The sequence below is a fragment of the Paenibacillus sp. strain BS8-2 genome (assembly GCF_054483835.1).
Genome location: NZ_CM137010.1, coordinates 1,858,874 through 1,884,309 on the forward strand (window position 1 = coordinate 1,858,874; position 25,436 = coordinate 1,884,309).

Genomic DNA, 25,436 nt, shown 5'->3' on the forward strand with positions numbered 1-25,436 from the left:
CCTTGCTCACCGTCTACGGATGCAATTTTGTATATAGCTGCGCAGATATAGGGCGAGAGGTTTATCTTCTTGACTTCACCCCGGCTCACAAGTCAAGTCATTGTAGGTAAGGGTGCGGCAATAAGACTGCGCAGCTCATATACTTTGTCGGCATGCGACATGACCTCTGGATCATGCGTAACAAGCACGATGGTCATACCGTGTTTCTCATTCAAATCTCGCAAGATCGTTAGGATGGCGTGCGAGGAGGCTTCATCCAAATTACCGGTTGGTTCATCCGCGATGAGCAAGGCCGGCTCGTTCGCCAGCGCTCTCGCAATGGCGACGCGTTGCTGCTGCCCGCCCGACAATTCGTGCGGCATCGCCTTTTCTTTTCCGGTTAAACCTAGCTCCTGCAGCAAGTGTGAGATTCGCTCCTTCTTGTGTCTGCGAAGCTCCTTCTTCGTTGAGAAAGCAAGTGGGACTTCCACGTTCTCGTAAACCGTAAGCTCCGGAATCAGTCTGAAATTCTGGAAAACGAACCCGATCTCCTCGTTGCGGATACGCTGATAGTCTGCGGCTCTCAAGGAACGAACATCTTGTCCACGAAATAGGAGACGGCCTTCGAAGCTGGGATCTAGCAAACCGATGATATGCAGCAAGCTCGTCTTACCTCCGCCAGATCGTCCGACTACAGCAAGATAATCGCCTTCCTCCACCTCGAGTGATAAGCCACTGAAGACATTGGTATCGGTGTATGTTCCTTTATAACATTTGCTCGCATCACGCAGCGAAAGTAAGGTCATGATCTACCTCCATTATCAAATTTATGATGAATCGACCAGCTGTCTCGTAAGAGTGGCAGGACACCAAGCAGGACAAGCAACATGCACAGCAAGAAAGGGAATGGCAGGAACGATCCGAAAAAATCGCCACTCCCCTGCGCTCGAATATACAAATAGCTGAGCGGAAGCGCTGCGATGCAACTAGGCAACAGCAAGTACGTATTCCAACCAAGGACGATAGCTCTTGCATGGAGCAGTCTGGCTCCGAATAAGCGTAACGTCTGCAAGGAGCGGCGATTCATAGCATATAGCATCAGAATGGAGCCGACATATCCTACAAATAATATAAGGGCTGCCGCCGCAAGGAACACCAGTCGGAGAATGGCGCTTCCCGCTTCATATTGGTGCTTCTCGGTTGGCATTTCAGCCAATAGGCGGAAGGAGTAGTTGATGTTGTCGTTCAAAAGCGTCAGCTCTTCGGTTGTGCGCGCTCGTTCCTCATTGGTTAGCGGGCCGGCATAAATCGGATATAAATCGCCTTGTCCAGATTGATAAATCGTATCGCTTGGTGCGGGGAGCACCAAGAAGGGCTTACTCTCTTGAAGGGTTAAGTAACGTATCATGTCTGTATGATTCAACTCGTAATCGGGCCTTGTCTCCCGCACTTCTCCGTGGAATAGAAAGTGAGGGGGAACTGCGCAGTCGTGGAAATAAGGTAGTTTTTTGCCATCGAAATAAACATGCATCAGTCGTTGATAGAATGGTTTGTCGATGTACAATACGTCTAGGGCGTTACCGTTTTCGGCTGCAAGGATAGAGTCTCTGTAAAAGTAGGACAATCGTTCACGGAAATTTTCTCTCAAATATTCGATTTGACTGGGGAGCCAACTATCAGGCCAATCGCCTCCTCTTATCGTGTTCATATCTCTAATCGCTGCGTCTAATATGTAAGAATTCCGACCGATTGCGTCCATCGTCTGCCGATGGCGTTGTCGTTCCTCCCACAAGTCGTATGCGAGAACGTTGAATAATGAAAATAATAGCAAAAATTGCAGTAAAATGAGCCAAATTCTACGTGAAGATCCCATCAGCTTGCGAGAAAGATAAAGCAAATAACTAGGCACGCTCATACCCCCCTCTGCGAATATAGAATGGCATCGCAGCGAGCAGACAGACGAAGAGGAGTGCCAACAAAACTACAGCGACGATACATACAAGGGTATCAAAGGTTAGCGCGACATACGGAATCTGTACATATTTGTGCAAAATAGCAAACAGCGCGAATCCGCTACCGAATCCCGTCAACGTAATACCCAATGACTCGATCAAAGCGGCATAGAGCATATCGTTCCTGCGGGCACCGAACAAGCGGAAGATGTTCCATCTGTTGGTATCCGCCCGCAGCTTGCATTGGAACAATTGCAGAAAGCTGATGATCGAGAAAAGAGCGAGCAAAGCTGCGATTCCCGTGTATCGCAACAGTGTCCGCTCGAATTGGGCAAGAATTAAGGCGTCGTCTTCTGTGCGGATAGTAGGGTGAAAAGGAAGCAGGTCCGCCATAAGCGTATCTACAATATCGCTTGAGCTGGTCCCGGCGAACACCACGGTTACAAGCGGATTGGCAAGTTCTGCAAGTGATTCGTAGGAGATGAAGGCAGTATCTAGAGAGTTATCCTTTACAATGCCGGCGACTACGAAGGGGCTATCGTTTATATAGATGTTCTCTCCAAGCAGCTTGTCCGGTCGGACGTCACCAAGCTTGGCTGCGAGGGGATAACTAAGCAGGATCTCCCCTGGCCGAGGTTCGAATTCCGAGAAGAGGCCGAGTGCGGGGTTGTCCTTGCCGAAGCCGGAGACGGAGTAGACGCCTTGAGCGGTTCCGTATGTCAGTGGAAGCTTGGCTGTCGCTAGCGGAGAAGGAGATACACCAGATGGGTGATCTCTCCACGATTCCAGTTTGTCTAGTAGCGTTTTAAGTGGCGGGTACTCCTGCAGGGTCACGATGACCGTGTTCCGATTCCGAAGATATGTTTTCCACTCGGTGTTTAGAACGGATAATACGGTGAGGAGAGACAGAGTCATAACGATCATGTTGATGAGTAGCAGCGAAACGATCAGTGGCTGTCGTATTAATGATTTCAAGCTGGTGATCAAGATGAACATGGGAACAAAATCGTCCTTTCCATATCAATGAGTTGGCGCGCTATCGTGCGAGTCGACATCATGACTATACAGGACGTTGTTTTATTTTCTATCAGCACTCGTCGAGAGGACTCCCGCTTCTGCAAGCGGTGAGGTGAATCGGGGACCTCCTGAACGTGCCCGAAAGATGTCCTTTTCTTCCACCTGTATTAACGTTATAATTGAATAGGAACATACATTCGTATATTGTTTTCAGGTGGAGGTGAAATCATGTCGGATTCATCGGTGATGTACAGAACGCATCACGTGTGGATTAAACCCGGCCATCGGTTGTTTGCGTACCTGGATGAAGTGTGTCAGAACGCTAAAAATCTGTACAACACGACCAACTTTTTCATCCGGCAAGTGTTTACTGCTTTTGGTCGAAATGAACCCCTCCAGCCGTTGCAACAACACGTGATGGATACACTCGAATCGCAGCTCGAAGCGATGAACGAGAGACGGAGCGATAAAAATCGTTCCCGTCCGTTTGAACGGCCTTCACAGGAGAAGAGCTTTGTGTCTTACTCCTTTCTGGACGCGTTGTTCAAAGTGATGGAACAACCCGATTATCGCGCGCTCCCTGCGCAAAGCAGTCAAGGCATTATGAAGGTGGTATTTCAGAATTGGAAAGGCTTCTTCGCGAGCATGAAGGATTATCGCAAACATCCAGAGAAGTACAGCGGCAAACCGAATATACCGGGTTACGCTCGCCGTCCGGTGAAAGAAGTGGTGTTCTCCAATCAGGATTGCGTAATCAAAGAACGGAAGTTTCTTAAGCTGCCCAAGACCAAGCTGCAGCTTAACATCGGCAAGCTGGGCTGTATCGACGGACAACTGAAGCAAGTACGCGTGGTGCCGAGCCATGGACACTATGTTGTCGAGTTGATCTTCGCTTGTCCGATGAAAGAGAAGGAAAAGGAAACAACGCAAGAACATGTGCAGGGCGAAACATGTGCCGAGTCCCTTATGGACGTAAATCGTTCCGATTTACTAATGGACGTAAATGCTCCGCATTTACTAATGGCCATTGATTTGGGCGTAGACAATCTTGCAACCATTGTCACGACAACGGGTTCGCAGCCGCTGATCGTGAAGGACAAGATCGTCAAAGCAATCAATCAGTATTACAATAAGATGAAAGCGCACTACACCGGGATTCTTCGTCAAGGCAAAGACCCGCGAGAAGGAGCTTTTACATCCAAACGGCTGCAACGTTTGCATCGGAAGCGCCATCTCCGGATCAAAGATTTGTTCCACAAAGCCAGCCACCACATCGTCCAGTTGGCTGTGGAACAACGCATCGGTACGATCGTCATCGGACATAACGATGGTTGGAAGCAAGCGACAGCGATGGGACGACGTCATAATCAGGCGTTCTGCCACATCCCGCACCAGATGTTGATCCGTATGATCCAGTATAAGGCGGCAGACCAAGGGATAGCGGTTGTTCTGACGGAAGAAGCGTATACGTCGAAAGCAAGCTTTTTGGATCACGACCCCTTGCCGCGATATGGTGATGAAGGGACATGGAAGTTCTGCGGCAGACGGATTCATCGCGGACTGTATAGGAGCACAAAGGGCTTGATTCATGCCGATGTGAACGGCGCAGCCAACATTATGCGCAAAGTATTCCCAAACGTATCTGCGAAGAGCACGGATGGGATAGAGGGGTTGGATGGTAACCAGTCCGTCAACGTGTCAACTCCCCGGGTGTTAAGCATCCTGCAATCAGTCAGGTTGAGACATTCGAAACCCCCACTTCAGCCGAAGCGATAGCATCGGTAAGTGTTGGGAGTATTCATTAAGAAAAGTTTAATATATTCTTACTGTAATTTATAAATTTTCTAGTTATCGGGTTTGTCGAAAAACATCTGTCTGACGATGTTCTCGTAGTAATGCATGGTTGCTTCAATGCCAGAAACAAGTGTACGGCTCAGGCGACTCGAATTGCTATTTCAATCTTGTCGTTTAGGATTAGATCATCATTAGATCTTCGAGAAGAGTTCATGGAGGATCAATCAAGGCTTCCAATCCTGAAAGAATTGTGGAAATGGGCAGATGAAGGCATGCTGACGTTGCTGTATGCAGCGAACGACGAAGTGAATCATCAAGCCGTAGTGTTAGTTGAAGTGGTTCGTGATACGGCTCCGCCAAGAAAGCCCCGACCATACGAGGTCAGGGTTAGGAGGGTTTCTGATTCTATTATGCCAGTCGCATCTCCTTGTCACACAACGTTCTGTATGGCCCTCTAGCGGCAAGTAACTCGTCGTGCGTACCTGCTTCGGCGATGATGCCATCTTGGATCACGTATATGCGATCGGCATTACGAACGGTGGAAAGCCGATGTGCGATGACAATGGTCGTCCGCCCTTGTCGGCTCGTATCCATCGCGGCCTGCAGCCGGCGTTCTGTCTCCAGGTCAAGCGCGCTTGTCGCTTCATCCAGGATAAGAATGTCCGGATGGCCGATCAGTGCGCGTGCGATTGCGAGTCTTTGCCGCTGCCCGCCTGATAACGTAATTCCGCGCTCGCCAATCTCCGTATCGTATCCTTCCGGCAACTCTTCGATGAACGAACGAATTTGAGCGATTTCGCATACCTCGCTCAGTTCGGCGGCTGTTATGCCTTCGCGTCCGAGCAGCAAGTTGTTGCGGATGGTGTCGGGAAACAAATAAGGCTCCTGGAATACAATACGCACTCGCGTATTCCAATCGCTGCGACGAATCGAACAGAGCGGAGTGCCGTTCACTTCGATAACGCCGTCCTCTGGCTCGACGAATCGGATTAACAGCTGCGCGACCGTTGATTTTCCCCCGCCGCTTGCGCCGACCAATGCCGTTTTGCGTCCGATCGGAAAGTCCAAGGTTGCCCCGTTCAGCACACGAGGCAGCCCTTCGGCATATCGAAAGCCGACTTCCCTCAGCGTCAACGAATGAATGTTTCCCTCTAACGAACGATCCCCTTCCTTCCATTGTTCTTGATCCAGCGCGCGGCGCAACCGATCAATATCGGCTGAACGCGCAGACAAAAGCATTATAAAATTCAGCGAATTATTCGCTGAATACATGAGTTGAACGGCGAACGGGTATAGGATAACGAGTGTGCCGATTGTCATCGATCCACGTATAACGAACCAGCCACCGATACCAAGTGTGACGAAGGTAACTAGCCAGCGAAGCGGCTCGATTGCGATCAGCTGTTTATTGTCCAGATCGACTTCCTTCATCGAAGATTTGAAGTATGAGCGGAACGTCCTATCGAACTTGCGTTCCTCCCACTCCATCCGGTGGAAGGCAATCACTTCACGGGTGGAAGCAACAGCTTCCTCAATGCCGACGATGACGTCGGAGTGTCGCTCCTTCTTCTCTTTGGCCGCCGCTTTCACCTTCGGACCGAAGTACCTCGCCAGGGCGATGTAGACAACGCTAACGACGATAACCGCTAATAAGATCAGAGGACTCGTCCAGCCGATGAAGCCGATCAACACTAGGAAGCTGAAGCCGTGGTTGATTCCGATTTGAGAGAAACCGGGAACAATGCTCCCCACCTGATAGATGTCGTCAGTCACGTGATGGATGAGCTTGCCTGTTCGTTCCTTCTGCAGATTCGCCGTTGGCCAGACATGCAACTGCGTCATGAACTTCTCGGTCAACGCCCGGTTAAGGAGGAAGCCGCTCTTGTCGAGCAATCTCGCAGCAATCGTGTTCGTCGTATGGAATATCACAATCGAGCCAAAGAAGAGGGTCAAATAAAGCAGTGACAGGTGGTACTGTCCGGCGATCAGGATATCGTCGATAACCCACTTCTGCATGCCGATCGTCACCAGGTTCATAAGCACTTTGACAGTAAACAGCAATAAGCCGAAGCTGATCAATACGCGCACCGGCCGGACTAACTCCAGCAGCCAGCGAATGTTGCTCGGCTGACGTGAATTGGCGTCTTTCATGCGCTATCTCCCCATTCTTGCTTTCTCGCCAATACCAACTTCCGGAATATTCCATTGGCAGTCATTAACTGTTCGTAGGTCCCCATCTCCGCGTTGCGTCCATCATTGACAACAACGATTCGATCATAATGGCGGACAGTCGATAATCGGTGTGCGACAGCAATCGTCGTTCGACCTGTGAGCAGCGCTTCAAGCGCACTTTGGACCTCGCGTTCGCTTACGGTGTCGAGCGCACTGGTCGCTTCATCGAGCAGGACAATCGCAGGATTCTTGATGAACATGCGCGCGATGGCAATGCGCTGTCTTTGTCCGCCGGATAACGTGATGCCCCGCTCGCCGATGATGCTGTCGTATCCGTTCGGAAGCGCAAGGATGAACTCGTGCGCATAGGCTGCGCGAGCGGCAGCCTCTATCTGTTCGGCGGTTGCATCGGGTTGCCCGAACAAGATGTTATCACGCACCGTTCCGCCGAATAGATAGGTTTCCTGGAACACATATCCGATCTTCGTATGCAGTTGATGGAAGCTCAGTTCGCGAACGGGAACGCCGTCAAGCGTAACGGTACCCGATGTGGGATCGTACAGTCTCGCGAACAGCTTCAGCAACGTCGACTTGCCTCCGCCGCTCTCGCCGACTAAAGCCACCTTCTCTCCAGGTCTAATATGCAGGGAGAAATCTCTGATGACGCCGGGGCGGGACGGATAGTCGAAGCTGACCCGATCGAGAGCGAGTTCACCCTGTACCCGATCCAGCAGTCGCGGGGAATCCGGCTCACGCACAGAGGGTGTCTGCAATATGAGATCATGCATGCCAGCCGCTTGCTGGAGCTGCACCCGCTGCTCCGTAAGCAAGACGACGAACGAGGTAAGCGTCACCATCACTCGAGAATACACGATGGAGAAAGCGGCGAATTCTCCTAATGACATCCGCCCGTTCTTCACCATCCAGATGCCCATGGCCAATACGGCAACAGATCCTAATCCCGTTGCAATTAACCGAGTGGATGAACGCAAGTAGTTGAACATATATCGGCGCAGTTCGACACGGTGATAATTCCGATAGCGTTCTATGAGTCGGTTGATGCTCCATGCCTGACGATAATAGGCGCGTACCTCGTGAAGGCCGGACACCGTATCGTACAGCTGCTTGTTCGCGGCTCGGCGAAGGACATTCGCTTCCTTAGCCCCGATGGATGCCTGCTTGGCGAAGTACGGACCGATGATATAGTAAGTGAGAAAACAAGGAATAACGATGAGACTGAGTTGCCATGAAGTGTAAATCGCATACGCACTGAAAACTGCAAGCAACAACAATTGTTGGATAGTAGAGGGTACGAATCTTTCATAAAAGAGCTGCGCTGACCGAACATCGGTATGGAACAGTCCAATAATCTCTCCGTTCGGATGCCGTTCGGAGTAGTCGAATCCGAGTGTGCGCAAGTGTCTGAACAACGCCTTGATCAGATCACGCGTGGCGAGCTCTTGGAAATGACGACGCAGCCGATTGGATAAAGCCTGTGCACCTACCATCATGAACGCCAATACGAGCAACGGAACGACCATACGCAGAGCTCGACTTCCATCGCCGCTTGGCCCAATTCCATCGATAAAGTATTGTATGAACCACACGACAGCAAGCTCAACTCCAGAAATGAACAAACTAAGCATCGTAAACAACCCTAGCTGCCATCCATAGGGTCGCAAATAGGACACAATCCACCTGTAAGCAGCCAATGAATCACTCCATTCTATATCATCCGAACATATTTTACAGGTTTTATCAAATTAGGAAAACATACAAGTGTTGTCATTCGCTAACGGATGTTTACGTGCTAAATTTAATTAGGCGTCCAGAAAAATGGCGCCTAGAGCGAAACGAATCCATCCGAAGTACTGCGGTGGCGGAGATGATTCGAAAAAAGCACAGCCGTATGGCTGACTGAATTAGTTCGAGGGATGGATGAAGTTGAGAATGAAAGGGGAAGCGTGGATTTATCTTTCCGCGCTTCGCCGCATCGAACGCTGCGAAGAGTACTTGCTCCAGGTTAACACCTCGCAGTTATTGACCGAGCTTCGTTCCCTTTAAGCCTTGAATATGGTTGGGATTTCACTTTTCTAAGAGGGATTATATTACACGCCGGAAGTTATATGTTTTCGAGCATTTGAAGACGGAAATTGGATTTGGCAATAAAACCTTCATCATAGCGCGGTCGCTCATCTTTGAAGTACTCCAATAGGAGTTTTTCGCTTAAATTGGTTTGCCATATGGGATTGTAAACATCGATCACGTCGGATGGGATACATAGGTAGGTGTGCTAACGTCTTAAGTTTGTAAAAGGGCATAGGGTTGGTGATCAGCGAGACGATGGATATGAGTTTCTAGGCGGGATATAGAGTCGTTTACACAGATTGTAGTGTTACAGGGTGAGATGTTGTCGTTGCATTGTAGCAGCAGAATGCCTAAACCTTCTTGATAACCGGTATCCACACTTCACATCGATAATCCGCAGAGGAGGTATCGCCTGCCGTGTAGGCTTCAATCTCGGGTCCGCCAGCATGTACATAGTCAGACGATGGGAACCACTCCGAGAAGATGCGGCTGAATAGATCCTGAATGGCGCCTGGCATTGGTCCGATAGAGGTGAAAATCGCCCAGGTTAGGGCCGGGACAGTACGCGAGATAAATTCACCGCCGGCTTGGTTGGCATTGCCTTTAACGGCAATCATATAGTTGAAGTTGGTCATTTCTTCATTCATATCCAAGCATACGCCTAGACACAGCTCACCTGGCGACAGCTCTTCTAAGGCTGCAATGGTGCCGTCTTGATGGCATTGTCCCCAGAACTTCGGTATTTCTCTGAGATTCTCCCCATCGATACAAGATACCGCAAGTGATTTGCCGACGATTGTAAAGGAATCTTTGACTTCGATTTTGTATTCCATATCTTTGATCTCCTTTGAGATGTGGGTTGTGGTCAATCGATGATTCATTCAAGCAGTTTTTGAGGCACTATGCAGGATGGATAAACCAATCGTGACTGTTTCTAAATTATTCGGCTAGACAAGGGGGGAATCCTTCAGTGGTGTAATACGATCATTTAGTAAATGAACCCTGTGTGCTATACTCTTCTTATGACTACTGAACATTCCGAATCCAACCAACATGAGCATATAAGCACGAAGCTGTGCGTGCAGTGCGGTGAGATGAAAGCGCTGAGCGAGTTTCTGCGCCGTACGGGTCGCCGTGCGGGAAGCCAAGGAAGACGCGGCACTTGCCGCGATTGCAGGCGCGGACGGCAGTCCGTCGAAGCGCTCCCGGCGAAAGGCGCTTCGCGACAGCTGCATCATGCGAGCGCGAACAAGCATGCGGAAGCGCATGCAGGCGCAGTGGCAAGCACTGGCATGAGCGGCGCAGCGGGCGCAGGCATGAGCGGCGCGGCAAGCGCAGGCATGAGCGGCGCGGCAAGCGCAGGCATGAGCGGCGCGGCAAGCGCAGGCGCGCAGCCCGGCACTAGCGCGGCAGCCGCTGCCAGTGCCAGCGCCGCCGGCAGCGCAGCCGCCAGCGCAGCCCCGCCGCCGGCACAGCGCCCCGCAGCCGCCGGCCAAGCGGCAGCGCCGGGCATCGCCGCGGCGCCGGCTAGCGCGGACGCGCCGAGCGATGCGGCTGCTGCTGCGCGCAAGCCGCACGGTCGCGGGCGCAAGCGCCGGCCGGCCGCACAGCCACGAATGCTGGCGGAGCCGCCGCGGCGCAGCACGCATGACAAGGGCGACGCCTCCTTCCTGCGGCCAACCGCCAGCGGTTTCGTTCGCATGCGCGGCAAGACCGATAACGGTCGCCGTTGGTACCAGGAAGTCGAGCTTGAGCTCGCGCAGATCCTGGTCCGTGAAGGGGCGGCGGTTGTCGTCAACCGCTCAACGATTCGGAGATTGTACAGCAATAAGGAGTTCCGCAAGCTTATATTAACGCGCGACAATTATATATGCCGCTTCTGCGGCAAGTACGGAGATACGATCGATCATGAGTTGCCTCGAGCCAAAGGTGGTCACACGACCCCTGCCAATTGCGTCTGTGCCTGTTACGAATGCAATCAGCTTAAGGCAAACCGCGATGCGGACGAATTCAGAAGCACGCTGGAATAACGGTGCGTAGAAGCTGTAAATCATAATATCAGCCGCGAATAGATACCGTTAGTGAAGGAGCGCCAATAACCAATGGCGCTCTTTCGCATGATACGTTCCGAGACCTGCATCGCATGTGGTCGAGTAAGGTCTATTCTATTGGTCTAGTCTATTGGTGGAGATGTAATTCCTGCGAAGATAGTCGAAGCGGAGGCGCACTATGGAAAACTGGCTCGGGCGATCGCTCAAGCATAAGCTGTCGTTATTAATTATTATCTCAGTCCTGGTGCCCGTAGTGTCGCTAGGATTGTTCTCTTATAACATCGCAGCCGGACTGACCGAGGAAAAGGCCAGAAACTCGGGGATGAACACGCTGCGTCAGATCGGTGCTTATCTAGAAAACATGGTCAGCGATGTCGAGAACCAATCACTTTTCTTGATCGGTCACCCCGACGTGCAGACGTATCTCAAGACGCCGGAGCGCAACTTGCTTCGTCAGACGTCTATCATCAATCTCTTGACGACGCTTTCGATTTCCAAGCCGTATATTGCCAATGTCATCATTGAAGCGAATTCGGACAAGCCTGCCGTTGCCTTTAAATCGGTGATCGATTCCCAATTCAAGGACATCACCGAGACGATTCCGAATTACTACGCCCTATATCCGAAGTGGTGGTCATCGGTGCATCTGCAAGTTACTTCCGAAGGAAGAAACGATGTGATCACCATGTCGCGACCGATTAGAAGCACGCAAAAGTATTACGATATCGGCATGCTCAAGATCAGCTTGCTCCAATCGGTGATCTCCAATCATCTGAAGCAGGCCGGCCTTGAGGGCGGCGGCATCGTGCTGCTGCTTGATAAGAACGACCGGATACTGGCGGGGCCGGACGGGTATTCCACCTCTCTTGCGCTCGATGACTTCTATCCAGGAATCGGGTCACTGGGGGATCGTTCTGGATTTTTTCACTACGACGATAAAGCGGATCGAAAGTCCGTGTTCTATTATTCGATAGAAAACGTCGGCTGGAAGCTGGTCGGCATTACCCCAGTCCAAGCGTTTAAGGCGGAGAACGAATATTTCCTTACACTCACGGCCATAGCGGTCAGTCTTGCCATGTTGTTCGTCATTGCATTCGTATTGTTTCTCATTCAGAAGGTGACCAAGCCGCTCTCTCAGCTTACCCAATATTTGAAACGCTACAGTCCGGACGAGCCATTGCCGACATTGCCGGTGACGAGCATCGACGAGGTGGGCCAGCTCATTATTACTTACAATCGAATGAGCTCGCGAATCGTGAAGCTGACGGATGAGGTGAAGCAGAACGAGGCGCTTAAGAAGGAAGCCGATATGTCGGCGCTTCAAGCTCAGATTAATCCCCATTTTCTCTACAATACGTTGTCCTCTGTCCACTGGATGGCCTTGATGAAAGGAGATGCCAAGATTGCTGAGATGGTGGGCTCGCTTAGTGACTTCCTGCGTTTCAGCTTGAACAAAGGTCAGGAGTATTGTGCGATCAGCCAAGAGATTCTTCATATCGACAATTACGTCAATATACAGAGGATTCGATACCCGGACAAATTCGAATATGAAGCGGACATCTCATCCGTGCTGCTGGATCGGAGGATGCTCAAGCTGCTTCTTCAGCCATTGATCGAGAATGCGATGATACATGGTATTCTCACGCGCGAAGGCAAGGGGCATATTGCGATTCAAGCTTGGGAAGACGGCGATAACATTACGTTCTCGGTCAAAGATAACGGCGTAGGCATGAACGTCGCAAGGTTAGAGGAGCTTCGCGAGCGGTTGACGTTAAGTCTTGCCTCCGGCTTGCAGGAGACTATGGACGAGCCCTCGTCTCAAGAAGGGAGCAGCTACGGGCTGCGGAACGTGCATAATCGTCTGCTGCTGCATTACGGCCCAGAATCCGGACTGCATATCGAGAGTTCGGAAGGCGCAGGTACGGTCGTCACATTCACGATCCTGCCCTTGTACGTCTCGCGCGAGCAGCAGATTGAGCAAGAGAAAGTGAACGAATACGAGTCTAGACATGCGATTATACTGGACAAACCATCCGAAGGAGAGGGGGAGCGAGGATGAAGCTGCTGATTGTCGATGATGAAGTCATTATCCGCACAGGTCTTAGTACCGTGATTCAATGGGAGGAGAACGGCATCTCCGTACTTGCGCCTGCGGCCTCCGCCGAGGAAGCATTAATGCGTATTCCGTTAGAAAAGCCGGATATTGTGCTGACTGATATACGCATGACGGGTATGAGCGGGCTGGATATGGCACAAGAGATCAAACGGGACTACCCTGGCATCGAGATTGTGATATTGTCCGGGCATGATGACTTCGGATACGCTCAACAAGCTATTCGGAGTGGAATTAGCGATTATTTGCTCAAGACGAGCCGCCCTGGCGATATTATGTCCGCCGTCATGAAGGCACGGGGCAAGATCGCAAGCAACCGTGCCGCCGTAGAAGAAGGGGAGGTCCATCAGACGGCATTCAGATGGAAGCTGCTTGATAGACTTCTCAGGAGCAATCATCCGCTGGAGGATGCGGAGATTGGAGAAGTATTGTTGAATTACCCTGAACTCAGATTAGGATCGGAGTGGGAAACACTGGAGCTCTGGATGATCTGCCCTAGCTCGTCGATGCACTTGCAAGAGCAGCTCAAGATGCCGCTTCGCCACATCGGCGATAAGCTTAGGGACTCGCTTAACTGTGCCATCTTGGATTGGAACAACGGTTGGCTAATCTTCTTCCGTGCGGGCCAGCCTGCGGCAAGTCGTACGGTACGCGCGGCGATTGACGCAATCGGTCGCGTCTCGAATTTGTCCGTCTTTACTGTAATCGGTCAGCAAGCATCGGGGATTGCGGGGTTGCGTGATTCGCTCAGGACGGCCGAACAGACGCTTGCCTACCGCTGGCTGGCTGGCGGGAGCGGCATTCTTGATTATGAGGAGATCAAGGATCGGAAGGGGATGCGCACAGTCTGTTCGCAGGAAGAGGAAGCGGAATTGATTGCTGTTCTAAGGGGAGGGGACGAGGACGCGCTTGCAGCGTGGATCGAGAACCTGCTTTCGGCGATCAAGCGCGACCCCGAAGCAACACCGGGCACGATGTCCTCTTATCTGCGCTCCCTGCTTCTGGCGGGCTTCCGTTGGCTCGAGCGTGCGGCGGAATCTATCGGTCAATCGGCGCCGGCATTCGGCAGCGCGGATGATAACAACGAGAATCAGCTGGAGCAACATCCGGATGAAGCGCTGAGTCGTATGCTGTCGGCTATTGTAGTCGAATACAAGCGCCTGAACGGTGGACCGCGCGATTCTATCGAGCGGACGATTGCTTATATCCGCGAGCATCTTGACCAGAGTCTGACGTTATCGCAGGTTGCGGCTTCCATTCATATGAATCCGAATTACTTCAGCAAGCTCTTTAAGCAAGAGACAGGCAAGACATACATTGAATATGTAACGGAAGTGCGAATGGAATGGGCGGCAAAGCTGTTAAGGGAAACGCCCGCCAAGGTGAGCGAGATCGCCAAACGTGTAGGGTACGAGGATCTCAAGCACTTTAACCATTTATTCAAACGCCATACCGGCGCCACTCCCTCGCAGTTCCGTCAGGGGTAGTTTTGGCTTGTTGATAGAATGTTTGTTAATGTCGCAACATCAGATTAACAATAAAGGTTTAGCTTCAATTAATAGACGCCACAGAACCCCCACCTAAACTATTAGATGAGGGTTGTGTGGCGTTTATTCAAATATAGGAGTAAATCCTTTGATTTGATGTCAGTTTACCTATACACCAACTGCGGCGATCATCGTCATGCTTATCAGCAGCTGCGGCTAAGCCAAATCGGCGTATATTTGTTCATAGACGAATAACCAAAAAGGTGAGAGGGAAATATAAAGTCAGAGTGGCCAAGCAATGGAAACGCTACCGTCAATTTTGATGCTAAGGTGAATTTCCCCCCTAGTTGGACTGAAGTTTCCCCCCTACGACGTTTTGGGCTCGCCATCTATACTTAGGATACATTACATGAAGGGGGATTATTCAATATGAAAAAGAGACTTACCCTACTTGTTACCGTTACCACCATGCTAGCTTTGCTGACAGCGGCTTGCGGAAATTCGAACGAAACATCCAACAACAGCGGAGGCAACAACGCTGGAGGAGAAAAAGCAAAAATCACGGTTTGGCATAACTTCGCAGGCGATGACCTTCGCGCCAAAGCAGTAAGACAACTGATTGATACCTACAAAGCAAACAACCCTAACGTTGAAGTAGACGCGCAAGCGATTCCGGTTGACGGCTACCGTCAGCGTCTGAGTACGGTTGCGGCAGCTAACGAAATGCCGGACGTATTCTTCGTATACGCAGGCAGCCAGTCGCAAGAGTTCTTTGATGCAGGATTGCTCCAACCGATCACTGAGCTTGCGGACGAGAATCCGGATTGGAAAGGCAACTTCATGGACGGCGCGTTTGACCGCTTCTCCTTCGAAGAAGGCCAAATCTACTCCGCACCGCTTGCCATGTCTGCAACATCGTTCTTGTACTATAACAAAGATCTGTTCGACGCTAACAGCGTGAAAGTGCCTACAACTTGGGCAGAGATGATGGACGCCGTTAAAGCGTTCAATGATAAAGGAATTACGCCAATCGCGCTTGGCAACAAAGCGCCGTGGGTTGCACAGTCCACAATTATCGGTTCCTTGGCGGATCGAGTGACTGGCACAGACTGGTTCCTCAAAGCGGTTAAAGGTGATGGCGCATCCTTCACGGATCCACAATTCGTAGACGCGCTTAGCAAGTTCAAAGAGCTTGTAGACAACAAAGCGTTCCAAGAAGGCGCGAACAGCATCGATAACACGCAAGCTGAGCAATACTTCGTACAAGGCAATGCAGCAATGATGGTATCCGGCGCTTGGACGCTGACAAACCTTGCAGCATCTGCAACACCAGAGCAAATCGCACCAATCGAAGTGACGACGCTTCCGTCCATTGAAGGCGGAGCAGGCGAAGCTGGAACAATCTCCGGCGGCGCAGGCGGCGGTTTCGCGCTTAGCAAGAAAACAGAAGGCGCTTCAAGAGACGCGGCACTTGATTTGATCTACGCAGTAAGCGGACCAGACGGCCAGAAGGCAATTGCCGAGAGCAACTCCATGGTAATGTTCAAGATGGAGCTGGATGAGTCCAAAGTAAGCCCGCTTTACTACAAAGCATTCAACCTGGCCAAAGAAGCAGGCATCACGCCTGTATACGACGCATACTTGTCCGCAGAAGCAGGCGAAGCGATCAACAACGGTCTGCAAGAGCTTATGATGGGCGGCAAACCGGAAGATGTAGCGAAGAAGCTGCAGGACGCGCAAGCTCGTTCGACTCAACAATAATCTCACTAATTCACTCAAGTTTATTCAAAGGAGGCTGTCGCCATGCCCGCATCCCTGCGCAGTAGAAGCTTCGTCGTGTTGGCGCTTCTTCCTGCACTGCTGATCTTCCTGGTCTTCGCTATTATCCCGATCTTCTGGTCCGGCTACTACGGCTTCTTCGATTGGAAGGGGCTCGGTGCCGCTAAGTTCATCGGGTTTAATAACTACGAAATGATGCTGCAGGATCCTGTATTCTGGAGGGCGCTGAAGAATAACCTCATTCTGGTTGCGTCAGCGATTATCGGCCAAGTGCCGATCGCCCTCCTGCTTGCCCTGCTGCTCTTGAAGAACACTTGGTTCAATCGGATACTCCGCTCGGCGGTGTTCCTCCCGATGGTGCTGTCCACAGTCGTGGTCGGCCTCATCTGGGGGTATATCTACCACCCGCAGATCGGTCTGCTGAATCAAGCTCTCGAGACGCTTGGGCTGGACTCCTGGACCCGTGCTTGGTTATCCGATCCGAAAATCAACATGTTTGCGGTGTCCATCCCGATTAACTGGGCGAATATCGGCCCTTATCTGATCATCTTTATTGCCGCACTGCAGAACATCTCTTCGGAGATCGACGATGCGGCGAAGATCGACGGCGCCATTGGCTGGAGAAAGTTGTTCTTTGTGACGCTGCCGATCATCTGGGGAACAGTCGTAGTAACGATTGTACTCTGTATCTCCGGAAGCTTGAAAGCATTCGACCACGTTATCGTCATGACGGGCGGCGGTCCTGCGCAATCGACGGAGCTCTTGGCAACGTACATGTACAACAATAGCTTCACGGTATATCGTTACGGTTACGGTTCGGCCGTATCCACCATGATCATTCTGATCAGCGCCTTGCTCATAGGGCTTAACTACATCATTACGAAGAGACGCGGGTAAAGGACATGGCGAATAAGTACCCGAATAAAGGAGTGATAGACGATGCAAGGAACGACTAACGTCCGGTCCTCCAGCGAAAGCCGTGCGTTCTGGCGGAAGCCGATATCCGCCGTCGTCAAAGCGCTGCTGCTTGTATATGCAATCGTAACGTTATACCCGCTGTATTGGCTCATCATCAGCGCGTTCAAAACGAATCAAGAGTTCTTCAATCGTCCGTATGCATGGCCGGAGCACTTCCAGGTCGACAACATCATCCGGGCTTGGGATCTGGGCAATATGGGCCAAGCGATGCTCAATTCGGCGATTGTTACGTTGGTGTCCGTTGTACTGACTATCGTGCTTGGCACGCTCGCGGCTTATGCGCTAGGACGATTTGAATTCAAGCTAAACGGCGCAATTAAAGGGATTTTCTTGCTCGGTATGCTAATCCCGATCCATAGTACCCTTGTTCCGCTCTTTATCTTCATGAACAAGGTAGGCATGCTCGACACCTATTGGTCGCTTATACTGCCGTACACGGCGTTCGAGCTTCCGATCGCGATTTTCCTCGCGATCGCCTATCTCGCATCGATACCAAGAGAAGTAGAGGAAGCGGCTATGATTGACGGCAACGGCTGGTGGGGCGTCTTCGGACGGATCATCTTCCCGCTGTGCTTGCCTGTCATCGCGACGGTCACAATTCTGGCATTCCTGCGCTTCTGGAACGACTTCTCCTTCGCGCTCGTGTTCATCAACTCGCAAGCGCTCAAGACGTTGCCGCTCAGCCTGTCGCTATTCTCGGACGGCTTCGGCACGGATTACAGTTTAACGATGGGTGCGATGTTTATCGCGGTCATCCCGACTATCGTCATCTATCTGATCTTCCAAGAACAGATTATGAAGGGCATGGTCGCAGGCTCGGTCAAAGGTTAATCACCTTTGCCCGAGTTTTTTTGTTATCAGGATGTGTAACGCAACGATCGAGATTGAATGGAATGACCTTTGGCTTGCGAGGAAGGGGCTGAGTCGTTAGTATTACAAAGAAAGATACTATGTGCATAAGGCGGCAGTCAGACCAAACAAGTTACGTAGAATAAGGAGCTGTATGGCATGAAAGCACTGCAAGATCGAATTCGAGAGGATGGGGCGATCCTGTCCGATACGATATTAAAAGTCGATTCCTTCCTCAATCATCAGGTGGATACAGCTCTTGCTCTTGAAATTGGCAAAGAATTTGCGAGGCTGTTCGCGGATCGCGAAATTACGAAGGTGCTTACGATCGAAGCAAGCGGCATCCAATTCGCCATGGCTGCAGGGATAGCGCTGGGCGTACCGTTTGTGTATGCCAAAAAAAGAAAAGCCGTGACCCAGTCTGCGAACGTGTATGCAGCCTCCGTCCATTCGTTCACTCGAGGCGAGACGTACCAGGTAACGGTCGATTCGCGATATCTTGCCCCTAGAGATAAGGTATTGATCGTCGATGATTTTCTCGCTACGGGGGCTGCGCTCGTGGGTCTTGTTGATATCGTCCGGGAGTCGGGTGCCGAGCTTATCGGGGTTGGCTGCGTCATCGAGAAAACCTTTCAGGAGGGCAGGGGACTACTGGAGGCCAAGGACGTAACGATTCATTCGCTTGCACGTATCGCATCCATGAAGCCGGGAGAAGTGACGTTCGTCGAAGAGAGAGATGTTTGAATCGCATACTGCCGAATCCTGAAGTCTAAGCAGGCAAAGTTTAACTCGAAGCATGATAGAAATACTAATAAGAAAGAAAGTTTAATGATGGAGGTATAAGCTTGGCTACGGAATCAACAGCTGCAGAAACAACGTTGGGCAAAATCATTGCAATTAACCGATACCCGGTCAAGTCCATGGCGGGAGAAAGTCTAGAGGCTTGCGATATTGTATCTTACGGTGTTCGCGGCGATCGTTATGCCGCGTTCTATGATGAGTCCAGAACGGGCTGGTCGCGTTTCGTGACGGCTCGCGATATACCGCGGATGCTGTCCTATAAAGCCGTCTTTCAAGCGGAGCATGGGAGTGTCCAGGTCACGGCGGAGGATGGCAGAATATTCGGGTGGGACGAGGCACTGCTAGAAGACGTTCAGCGACTCACGGACAAACGGAAGCTGTCTCTATCCCGGCTTCAAGAGAGCCATCCCGAGGAGGAGGGGCTGTTGTCTGTTGATGCTGCTAGTATTCTGTTAGTGTCTGACAGGAGTCTGAAGGCGCTGGAGAGCGCCTGCAGCATGGATCTGGACCAGCGGCGGTTTCGGGGGAACTTCCTCATCGCTGTGTCTGAGGATGCGCCGGAAGAAGAAATGTGGATCGGCAAACGTCTTAGGCTTGGAACGGCAGAGCTGCAGGTTGACGGCTTCTGCGATAGATGCAGCATGATTACATACGATCCGACTCACCTCGAACGAACACCAGCCGTGCTGAAGCAGGTGAATGAGAAGTTCGGATTGAATTTTGGCGTTTATGCTTCGGTGGTCAAGCAGGGACGAGCAGCGGTTGGGGACAAGATTTTTTGGACATAAAGAGTCCTGTAGGACATGATGTCAGATATGTAAGAATATGATACGATAGGACTAATCTATCCGAAGAGGTGATATAGCGTGTTAGGACGCAGCGGCAACCCCACGTTAAGAGATTCGACGTTCGAGAGGACAGGCCCGCTTACTGGCGGAGAACGCATGACGATCGAAGGCACGGTCAACAAGATGTTTATTACGCTCGCTATCCTGCTTGGCGGCGCGTTCGCATCATGGAGCATGTTCTACAATGGACAAACGAACATTATGGCACTGGCGATCGGCGGTGCGATTGCAGGCTTTATCCTTGCACTGATTATTAGCTTCGTGCCGAAGGCTGCGCCGTATCTCGTGCCGATCTATGCAGCTTGCGAGGGGTTATTCCTTGGTGCGATCTCTGCGCAATTCGAAAGTCTGTACGATGGTATTACATTGCAAGCATCCGCGCTTACAATGTGCGTGTTCATCGCACTGCTTGTGGCCTACCGTTTCCGTATTATCCAAGCGACCAAAAACTTCAAGCTTGGCGTATTCGCGGCTACGATGGGTGTCATGCTGCTTTATCTGCTAAGCTTTGTACTAGGATTCTTTGGTGTCAGTATTCCATATTTGCATGAAAGCAACTGGATCGGCATCGGGATCTCCGTCGTCATCGTCATTATCGCAGCGCTTAATCTCGTGTTGGATTTCGATTTTATCGAATCGGGTGCCGAGCAAGGCGCGCCCAAATATATGGAGTGGTACGGCGCATTCGGCTTGCTGGTCACGCTGGTATGGCTGTACATCGAAATTCTCCGCCTGCTGTCGAAGCTGGCAAGTCGCGACTAGCAGGTTATAGGCTGGAGCGGGAAGCGGGACGGATGTCCCGCTTTTTTTGCGTTGGAGCTTAACTAGCAGAGAAGAATGGCTACACAATAAACGTAAGGAGTGAGAAATGAATGGACATGCTCTCGATTAGAGCCTATTGCCAAGGATTAAAAGGGACGACGGAGGACTATCCGTTCGGACCGGAGCCGCTCGTGATGAAGGTTGGCGGCAAAATGTATGCTTTACTCGGTACGAATGATGGGGTCATCAACCTATCATTGAAATGTGAGCCGCATATGGCGGAGCTGCTTCGGATGCAGCATGAGGCGATCAAACCAGGCTACCATTTGAACAAAAAACATTGGAACACCGTCACAATCGACGGCTCGCTATCGGATGAGGAGCTATGCGAGATGATGATGCACTCCTATGAGCTCGTTGTTCGAGGTCTAACAAAGGCTCAGCGCGCGGAGTTTGTATAATACCGATCTGTTAGTGGATGAAGTAGGTACATCGATATAAAGGAATTCAGGACTTTTGGTAAATCGGCGCCTAGTTCATGCAGGTAAATAGAGGGAATCTATCGAAAGTAAAGGGGGATGCCCATAAAAAACGAAACTGATGAGGTGTAATGCATGTTGAAAAGATGGACAACGCTGCTAGTGGCTTTTGTGCTGCTGATGAGCGTAGGTACGGCTGCTTATGCTGCCGAAGAAAATGACAGAAAAACGTATGGCGAATTATTGTTCGACCTCGGACTGATAAATGGCTCTAACAGCGGATTGGACGAAGACAAGGAGCTGACTCGCGAGCAAATGATCGCGATCGTGAATCGTCTGAGCGTTCGTGCCGGAGATTCGGCATTCACGCCGCCGGCTGCCCCTTCGTTTACGGATGTACCAAAGACGAAATGGTCATATGCCGATATCGAGAAGGCGTATGCGAATGGCGTTACGTCGGGTATTGGTCAAGGCAAATTCGGCGTAGATCATAAAGTGACGTATCAGCAGGCCGTGACGTTCATGGCACGAGTGGCTGGATACGATATTGATTATGCCAATGCGGTCGAAGAAGGTTATGAGCTCGGAATTACTTTATGGTCGTCTGAGAAGCCTGCGACCGAGAACATGACACGGGGCGACGTATTTGAGCTCATTGTGCAGACATTGTGGATATCGGTGGGCGAAGCCGCAGAGGGTGAGGAAGCGGAAGAGGAAGAGGAGACTTTCCTGATTAACCTGATCCCTACGCTAAGCGAAGAGAAGGTTAGCGCCTTCTTGGACTATGATTACATGAATGTCTATAATCCGACAGCTCAAGAGTTTGTATTTGATGTGATTCCTAACCTTTATAAGGGGACAGATGAACACTTGGCGAAAGCTTCGGGTCTGCAACACGAGCATTCACAGGCGGTATCCGAAGTGATTAAGTTGTTCAAGGGCTACAGTGAGGAAGTGAATTTCGATGCGTTCTTCGGTCTGGCTGCAGCTGGCAAGAAGTCGATCGCATTGCCTTATGAGTGGAGTGTATATGAGGATTCCGAAGAGTGGGGCGAATATGGAATCTATGGCATCACACATGCCAAATTGACGGCTGATGGCATGGTTTCGGGCGTAGTGGAAACGACGGAAGGCAATGACCTTCTGGAGGCTTCTGGCTACGGCGTATGGCAATACGATCCTATCGTTGTGGATGGCAAGAAGGTAACGCCATACTACATGCTAATGGAGCAAACCTTATTCGACGGTCAATATGAATTCTTTGAGGTGTTCCTGCTGCTTGATGATAAAGGTGTATACAAGGCTGCGCTGGTAGGCAGCTACGGACCAGGCTTATACACTAGAAATTAAAAGATAAAAGTGAAAGAAAGGCGATGGCGACGTTGACGAATATACAGCTGGGTTCGCTGGTACTGAATACGGAGCTGCTTGTTGCGCTGGCAGCGGGCATCATGGGCCTGCTCGCTGTCAGACTAAGGCATCGGCGTCAGTCCGAGCGTGATTTGTCCGCCGCCTGGAACGCCATGATGATATGGATTGCGGTATGGAAGGGGAGTCTGCTTCTGACCGATGCGGCTGGCGTGATACGCCAGCCGCTTTCTTTGCTATATTATGATGGCGGCGAGGTAGGCTTCTGGTTTGCTTGCGTTGCTACGGCAGGTTATCTTTGTCTCCGTTACGGACGATTGTATGGCGCAGCGGAGGGGTGGGCGGTCACTACCGCATTTGCATCCGGTTGGAGTAGCATCTATATGCTCGCCACCATCATCTTGGATGTCGCATCTGCTCGCTATGCGCACTGGCTGGTGATGTTCGTGGCTATTGCGGCTGGCTTTATTCTCGTTGATGCGTGGGGTGTCGGTACGCGTCTAGCAGCCTCGTCATCGACGGCCGGCGAAGGTCGTCATGAGGCAAGCGTGCGAAGATGGATGATGCCAGCAGCGGGGGCGCTCCTGCTGCTGGCATTGCTCAGCTATATGGCATATGATCAGACGGATCGATTGCTGACCGGCCATGCAGAGCGACAAGCCGGAACGGAAAGCGTCAAAGCGCGCGAGGGTCATGTGGCTCCAGTTATCGAGCTGGATAGGCTGAATGGTGACAGCGTTTCTTTGGCCGATTATAAGGGAAAGACCGTGCTCGTGAATTTCTGGACGACTTGGTGCCAGGTATGCAAGACGGAGATGCCGCATGTTCAGAAGTTATTTGAGCACTATCAGAAGCAGGGGGGCGATGTCGTCATCTTGTCGGTCAACGTGACGAGCCAAGAGGGGAGCGTCAAGGGAGTCGAGCAATACGTAAACAAGCGAGAGTTAACCTTCCCGATCGTGCTTGACTCGAAGGGCAATACAGCGGACGCGTATCGCGTCGCTGCGTATCCTTCAACCTTCATCATCGATGGCGATGGCATCGTGCGCGAGCGGTTTCTTGGCGCCATAAGCTACAACGATATGAAGAAACGAATCGAGCGAGTACAAGAGAAGTATCCTTCGCATGAAGCGGGTTAGCGGCAAGCGAGAAGTCCATCATGAATGGATGGCAAGAACCGGCTATACGAATAGGGGGTAACTTTACTTTCTCTTGAGGTTCTCCTTTCGCAAGGACATGAATAGGGAGACGCCGATTAATAGCATAACAACGGTGAACGGCAGCGCTGAGATCAGCGAGGCGGTCTGGAGGCCTTGAAGACCGCTGCTCAGCAGCAGCACAGAGGCGATTGCCGCCATAAGCACGCCCCAGACGATCTTAATCAGGAAGGACGGATGCAAGCTGCCGCGAGTCGTCATCATACCGAGCACGAACGTGGCGGAGTCGGCGGACGTAATCAGAAACGTTAGGATGAGCAAGATGGAGAGAATGGACATCATTCCCGCCAGCGGGAAGTGCTGCAGCGTCACGAAGAGCGCGCTGGTTACATTGTTCTGTACAGCGGCCGCGATGTTTTCTCCTTGCTTCAGATCCAGATGGAGCGCCGCACCGCCGAAGATGGCAACCCATATAATCGCGATCGCAGGGGGGATGAACAGAACGCCGAACACGAATTCGCGAATCGTTCTGCCCTTGGATACACGCGCAATGAATGAACCGACGAACGGTGACCAAGAGATGGCCCAGGCCCAGTAGAAAATCGTCCAGTCCCTCACCCATGTTCCGCCCTTATAAGGCGTGAGCCGCAGACTCATCTCGATGGAATGTTGGATATAGTCGCCTATGCCGAGCACCAGACTGTTCAAGATAAACACGGTGGGTCCGAAGACGAACAGAAATAACATGAGCAGCAAGGCGAATGCAAGGTTCAAATTGCTCAGCCACTTAATGCCCCGCTCAAGTCCGGTCGTCGATGAGGTGATATACAGGCACATCAGAATGGCCATAATGACGACCTGCATGCCGGCTGAATTGGATAAGCCGAACTGATGGTTCAACCCTCCGTTGATCTGCAGCACACCCATGCCAAGCGAGGTGGCCACGCCGGTAATGGTAGCCACCACGGCGAGAATGTCGACCGGAGCCCGCAGATACTGGCGACCATTGCTTCCGATTAGCGGCTCTAGCGAGGAACTGATGAGCCCGTCTTTCTGTTTGCGGAATTGGAAGTAGGCGAGAGTCAAGCCGACGAGCGTGTAGACGGACCACTGGCTGATGCCCCAGTGGAAGAAAGAATACCGCATAGCCAAACGCGCTGCCTCCGGTGTCAACGGCACCACATCCTTGATCGGCGTAACGGCGTAGTGACTCATAGGCTCCGCTACGCCCCAGAAGACAAGTCCCACCCCGAACCCTGCGCTAAAGAGCATGCCGACCCAGGTGAAGAAGGGGAATTGTGGGCGATCTGCGTCCCCGCCAAGTCGGATTTTGCCGTATTTGCTAATGGCCAGGAACAGGCAGAACAAAATGATGACGAATACGGCTAGCAAGTAGAACCAACCAAATGCGTAAGTCGTAAAGTCGAAGACGGAAGCAGCCATATCTGCTAATCGGTCGGGGAATAAAGCCCCCCATACGACAAACAGAACGAGCAGAATGGCAGATATCCAGAATACAGGATTACGGGAGAAGGCATGCAAGGATTTAGAACTGGAATTCATGAAAGTCGGCCTCCGGGTAGTTTGAATGAAAAGACTGCCCTTATTATGGAAACATGGAGTGAATTTTATTCAATCGAAGGTGGAAATGAGGAAATGCGTCGAATCTTCCTTTGTGCGTGCTCGAAGCGCCGCGACAAGGCGGCTTGCTCTTGTATTCCTCATTAAATTTTGGGACAATAGGCTGTGTGCCTAGCCTTGG

At 51.4% G+C, this 25,436-nt stretch carries 20 protein-coding genes; 13 read left to right on the top strand and 7 right to left on the bottom strand.

The features are described from left to right. Nucleotides 1–92: 92 nt before the first annotated feature. The 3 genes from ACX1C1_RS08160 to ACX1C1_RS08170 are packed head-to-tail and all read right to left on the bottom strand — an operon-like array spanning nucleotide 93 to nucleotide 2,927. Nucleotides 93–785 carry an ABC transporter ATP-binding protein gene (locus ACX1C1_RS08160; RefSeq protein WP_458956604.1) on the bottom strand — a complete coding sequence of 231 codons (693 nt, stop codon included), beginning with the start codon at nucleotides 783–785 and terminating at the stop codon, nucleotides 93–95. Beyond that, nucleotides 782–1,888, bottom strand: a complete 1,107-nt coding sequence (locus ACX1C1_RS08165; RefSeq protein ID WP_458956605.1) for a hypothetical protein — start codon at nucleotides 1,886–1,888, stop codon at nucleotides 782–784. Before ACX1C1_RS08165 ends, ACX1C1_RS08160 begins: the two co-directional genes overlap by 4 nt. Next, nucleotides 1,881–2,927, bottom strand: a complete 1,047-nt coding sequence (locus ACX1C1_RS08170; RefSeq protein WP_458956606.1) for an ABC transporter permease — start codon at nucleotides 2,925–2,927, stop codon at nucleotides 1,881–1,883. Before ACX1C1_RS08170 ends, ACX1C1_RS08165 begins: the two co-directional genes overlap by 8 nt. Before the next feature lie 249 nt (nucleotides 2,928–3,176). Between ACX1C1_RS08170 and ACX1C1_RS08175 the strand changes: the two genes are divergently transcribed. Next, nucleotides 3,177–4,724 carry an RNA-guided endonuclease InsQ/TnpB family protein gene (locus ACX1C1_RS08175; RefSeq protein ID WP_458956607.1) on the top strand — a complete coding sequence of 516 codons (1,548 nt, stop codon included), beginning with the start codon at nucleotides 3,177–3,179 and terminating at the stop codon, nucleotides 4,722–4,724. Nucleotides 4,725–5,150: 426 nt separating this feature from the next. On the opposite strand, the gene ACX1C1_RS08180 is transcribed toward ACX1C1_RS08175, so the two are convergent. The 3 genes from ACX1C1_RS08180 to ACX1C1_RS08190 all read right to left on the bottom strand — a co-directional run bounded on the left by ACX1C1_RS08180 (nucleotide 5,151) and on the right by ACX1C1_RS08190 (nucleotide 9,835). Next, entirely contained in the window at nucleotides 5,151–6,893 is a 1,743-nt protein-coding gene (locus tag ACX1C1_RS08180; RefSeq protein ID WP_458956608.1) for an ABC transporter ATP-binding protein, read from the bottom strand. Further along, entirely contained in the window at nucleotides 6,890–8,626 is a 1,737-nt protein-coding gene (locus ACX1C1_RS08185) for an ABC transporter ATP-binding protein (protein ID WP_458956609.1), read from the bottom strand. The genes ACX1C1_RS08180 and ACX1C1_RS08185 overlap by 4 nt, the downstream gene beginning before the upstream one ends. A gap of 726 nt (nucleotides 8,627–9,352) precedes the next feature. Further along, on the bottom strand, nucleotides 9,353–9,835 hold the full coding sequence (locus ACX1C1_RS08190; RefSeq protein WP_458956610.1) for a GyrI-like domain-containing protein: 483 nt from the start codon (nucleotides 9,833–9,835) through the stop codon (nucleotides 9,353–9,355). Nucleotides 9,836–10,024: 189 nt separating this feature from the next. Here ACX1C1_RS08190 and ACX1C1_RS08195 point away from each other — a divergent pair, with 189 nt between their 5' ends. The 12 genes from ACX1C1_RS08195 to ACX1C1_RS08250 all read left to right on the top strand — a co-directional run bounded on the left by ACX1C1_RS08195 (nucleotide 10,025) and on the right by ACX1C1_RS08250 (nucleotide 23,656). Further along, nucleotides 10,025–11,032, top strand: coding sequence for an HNH endonuclease (locus tag ACX1C1_RS08195; RefSeq protein ID WP_458956611.1), 1,008 nt, complete (start codon nucleotides 10,025–10,027; stop codon nucleotides 11,030–11,032). 199 nt (nucleotides 11,033–11,231) lie between these two features. Further along, complete coding sequence (locus ACX1C1_RS08200; protein ID WP_458956612.1) at nucleotides 11,232–13,112, top strand: sensor histidine kinase; 1,881 nt, start codon at nucleotides 11,232–11,234, stop codon at nucleotides 13,110–13,112. Further along, on the top strand, nucleotides 13,109–14,653 hold the full coding sequence (locus ACX1C1_RS08205; protein ID WP_458956613.1) for a response regulator transcription factor: 1,545 nt from the start codon (nucleotides 13,109–13,111) through the stop codon (nucleotides 14,651–14,653). The genes ACX1C1_RS08200 and ACX1C1_RS08205 overlap by 4 nt, the downstream gene beginning before the upstream one ends. A 429-nt stretch (nucleotides 14,654–15,082) precedes the next feature. Then, nucleotides 15,083–16,414, top strand: coding sequence for an extracellular solute-binding protein (locus tag ACX1C1_RS08210; RefSeq protein WP_458956614.1), 1,332 nt, complete (start codon nucleotides 15,083–15,085; stop codon nucleotides 16,412–16,414). Between the two features lie 42 nt (nucleotides 16,415–16,456). Next, the gene (locus ACX1C1_RS08215; protein ID WP_458956615.1) at nucleotides 16,457–17,329 is read left to right on the top strand and encodes a carbohydrate ABC transporter permease; all 873 of its coding nucleotides are present in this window, start codon (nucleotides 16,457–16,459) and stop codon (nucleotides 17,327–17,329) included. 42 nt (nucleotides 17,330–17,371) lie between these two features. After that, complete coding sequence (locus ACX1C1_RS08220) at nucleotides 17,372–18,241, top strand: carbohydrate ABC transporter permease (RefSeq protein WP_458956616.1); 870 nt, start codon at nucleotides 17,372–17,374, stop codon at nucleotides 18,239–18,241. 177 nt (nucleotides 18,242–18,418) lie between these two features. Then, a complete protein-coding gene (locus tag ACX1C1_RS08225) occupies nucleotides 18,419–19,003 on the top strand; it encodes a xanthine phosphoribosyltransferase (RefSeq protein ID WP_458956617.1) in 585 nt (194 codons plus the stop codon). 101 nt (nucleotides 19,004–19,104) lie between these two features. Beyond that, nucleotides 19,105–19,848, top strand: a complete 744-nt coding sequence (locus ACX1C1_RS08230) for an MOSC domain-containing protein (protein WP_458956618.1) — start codon at nucleotides 19,105–19,107, stop codon at nucleotides 19,846–19,848. A gap of 78 nt (nucleotides 19,849–19,926) precedes the next feature. Beyond that, nucleotides 19,927–20,670 carry a Bax inhibitor-1/YccA family protein gene (locus ACX1C1_RS08235; RefSeq protein ID WP_458956619.1) on the top strand — a complete coding sequence of 248 codons (744 nt, stop codon included), beginning with the start codon at nucleotides 19,927–19,929 and terminating at the stop codon, nucleotides 20,668–20,670. A 110-nt stretch (nucleotides 20,671–20,780) separates the two neighbouring features. Further along, nucleotides 20,781–21,131 (top strand): MmcQ/YjbR family DNA-binding protein, encoded by a 351-nt coding sequence (locus ACX1C1_RS08240; RefSeq protein ID WP_458956620.1) that lies wholly within the window; start codon nucleotides 20,781–20,783, stop codon nucleotides 21,129–21,131. 153 nt (nucleotides 21,132–21,284) lie between these two features. Continuing rightward, nucleotides 21,285–22,499, top strand: a complete 1,215-nt coding sequence (locus tag ACX1C1_RS08245) for an S-layer homology domain-containing protein (protein ID WP_458956621.1) — start codon at nucleotides 21,285–21,287, stop codon at nucleotides 22,497–22,499. A 32-nt stretch (nucleotides 22,500–22,531) separates the two neighbouring features. After that, complete coding sequence (locus ACX1C1_RS08250) at nucleotides 22,532–23,656, top strand: TlpA family protein disulfide reductase (protein WP_458956622.1); 1,125 nt, start codon at nucleotides 22,532–22,534, stop codon at nucleotides 23,654–23,656. A 63-nt stretch (nucleotides 23,657–23,719) separates the two neighbouring features. Here ACX1C1_RS08250 and ACX1C1_RS08255 read toward each other — a convergent pair whose 3' ends face one another. Next, nucleotides 23,720–25,237: a BCCT family transporter gene (locus tag ACX1C1_RS08255; protein WP_458956623.1), complete on the bottom strand. Its 1,518-nt coding sequence runs from the start codon at nucleotides 25,235–25,237 to the stop codon at nucleotides 23,720–23,722. Between the last annotated feature and the right edge of the window lie 199 nt (nucleotides 25,238–25,436).

Excerpts from the sequence above, each read along its gene's own strand:
- ACX1C1_RS08205 (WP_458956613.1), top strand. The coding sequence starts at position 13,109 with ATGAAGCTGCTGATTGTCGATGATGAAGTCATTATCCGCACAGGTCTT.
- ACX1C1_RS08170 (WP_458956606.1), bottom strand. The coding sequence starts at position 2,927 with ATGTTCATCTTGATCACCAGCTTGAAATCATTAATACGACAGCCACTG.
- ACX1C1_RS08255 (WP_458956623.1), bottom strand. The coding sequence starts at position 25,237 with ATGAATTCCAGTTCTAAATCCTTGCATGCCTTCTCCCGTAATCCTGTA.
- ACX1C1_RS08240 (WP_458956620.1), top strand. The coding sequence starts at position 20,781 with ATGGACATGCTCTCGATTAGAGCCTATTGCCAAGGATTAAAAGGGACG.
- ACX1C1_RS08160 (WP_458956604.1), bottom strand. The coding sequence starts at position 785 with ATGACCTTACTTTCGCTGCGTGATGCGAGCAAATGTTATAAAGGAACA.
- ACX1C1_RS08245 (WP_458956621.1), top strand. The coding sequence starts at position 21,285 with ATGTTGAAAAGATGGACAACGCTGCTAGTGGCTTTTGTGCTGCTGATG.
- ACX1C1_RS08200 (WP_458956612.1), top strand. The coding sequence starts at position 11,232 with ATGGAAAACTGGCTCGGGCGATCGCTCAAGCATAAGCTGTCGTTATTA.
- ACX1C1_RS08220 (WP_458956616.1), top strand. The coding sequence starts at position 17,372 with ATGCAAGGAACGACTAACGTCCGGTCCTCCAGCGAAAGCCGTGCGTTC.
- ACX1C1_RS08175 (WP_458956607.1), top strand. The coding sequence starts at position 3,177 with ATGTCGGATTCATCGGTGATGTACAGAACGCATCACGTGTGGATTAAA.
- ACX1C1_RS08225 (WP_458956617.1), top strand. The coding sequence starts at position 18,419 with ATGAAAGCACTGCAAGATCGAATTCGAGAGGATGGGGCGATCCTGTCC.
- ACX1C1_RS08195 (WP_458956611.1), top strand. The coding sequence starts at position 10,025 with ATGACTACTGAACATTCCGAATCCAACCAACATGAGCATATAAGCACG.
- ACX1C1_RS08215 (WP_458956615.1), top strand. The coding sequence starts at position 16,457 with ATGCCCGCATCCCTGCGCAGTAGAAGCTTCGTCGTGTTGGCGCTTCTT.
- ACX1C1_RS08180 (WP_458956608.1), bottom strand. The coding sequence starts at position 6,893 with ATGAAAGACGCCAATTCACGTCAGCCGAGCAACATTCGCTGGCTGCTG.
- ACX1C1_RS08210 (WP_458956614.1), top strand. The coding sequence starts at position 15,083 with ATGAAAAAGAGACTTACCCTACTTGTTACCGTTACCACCATGCTAGCT.
- ACX1C1_RS08190 (WP_458956610.1), bottom strand. The coding sequence starts at position 9,835 with ATGGAATACAAAATCGAAGTCAAAGATTCCTTTACAATCGTCGGCAAA.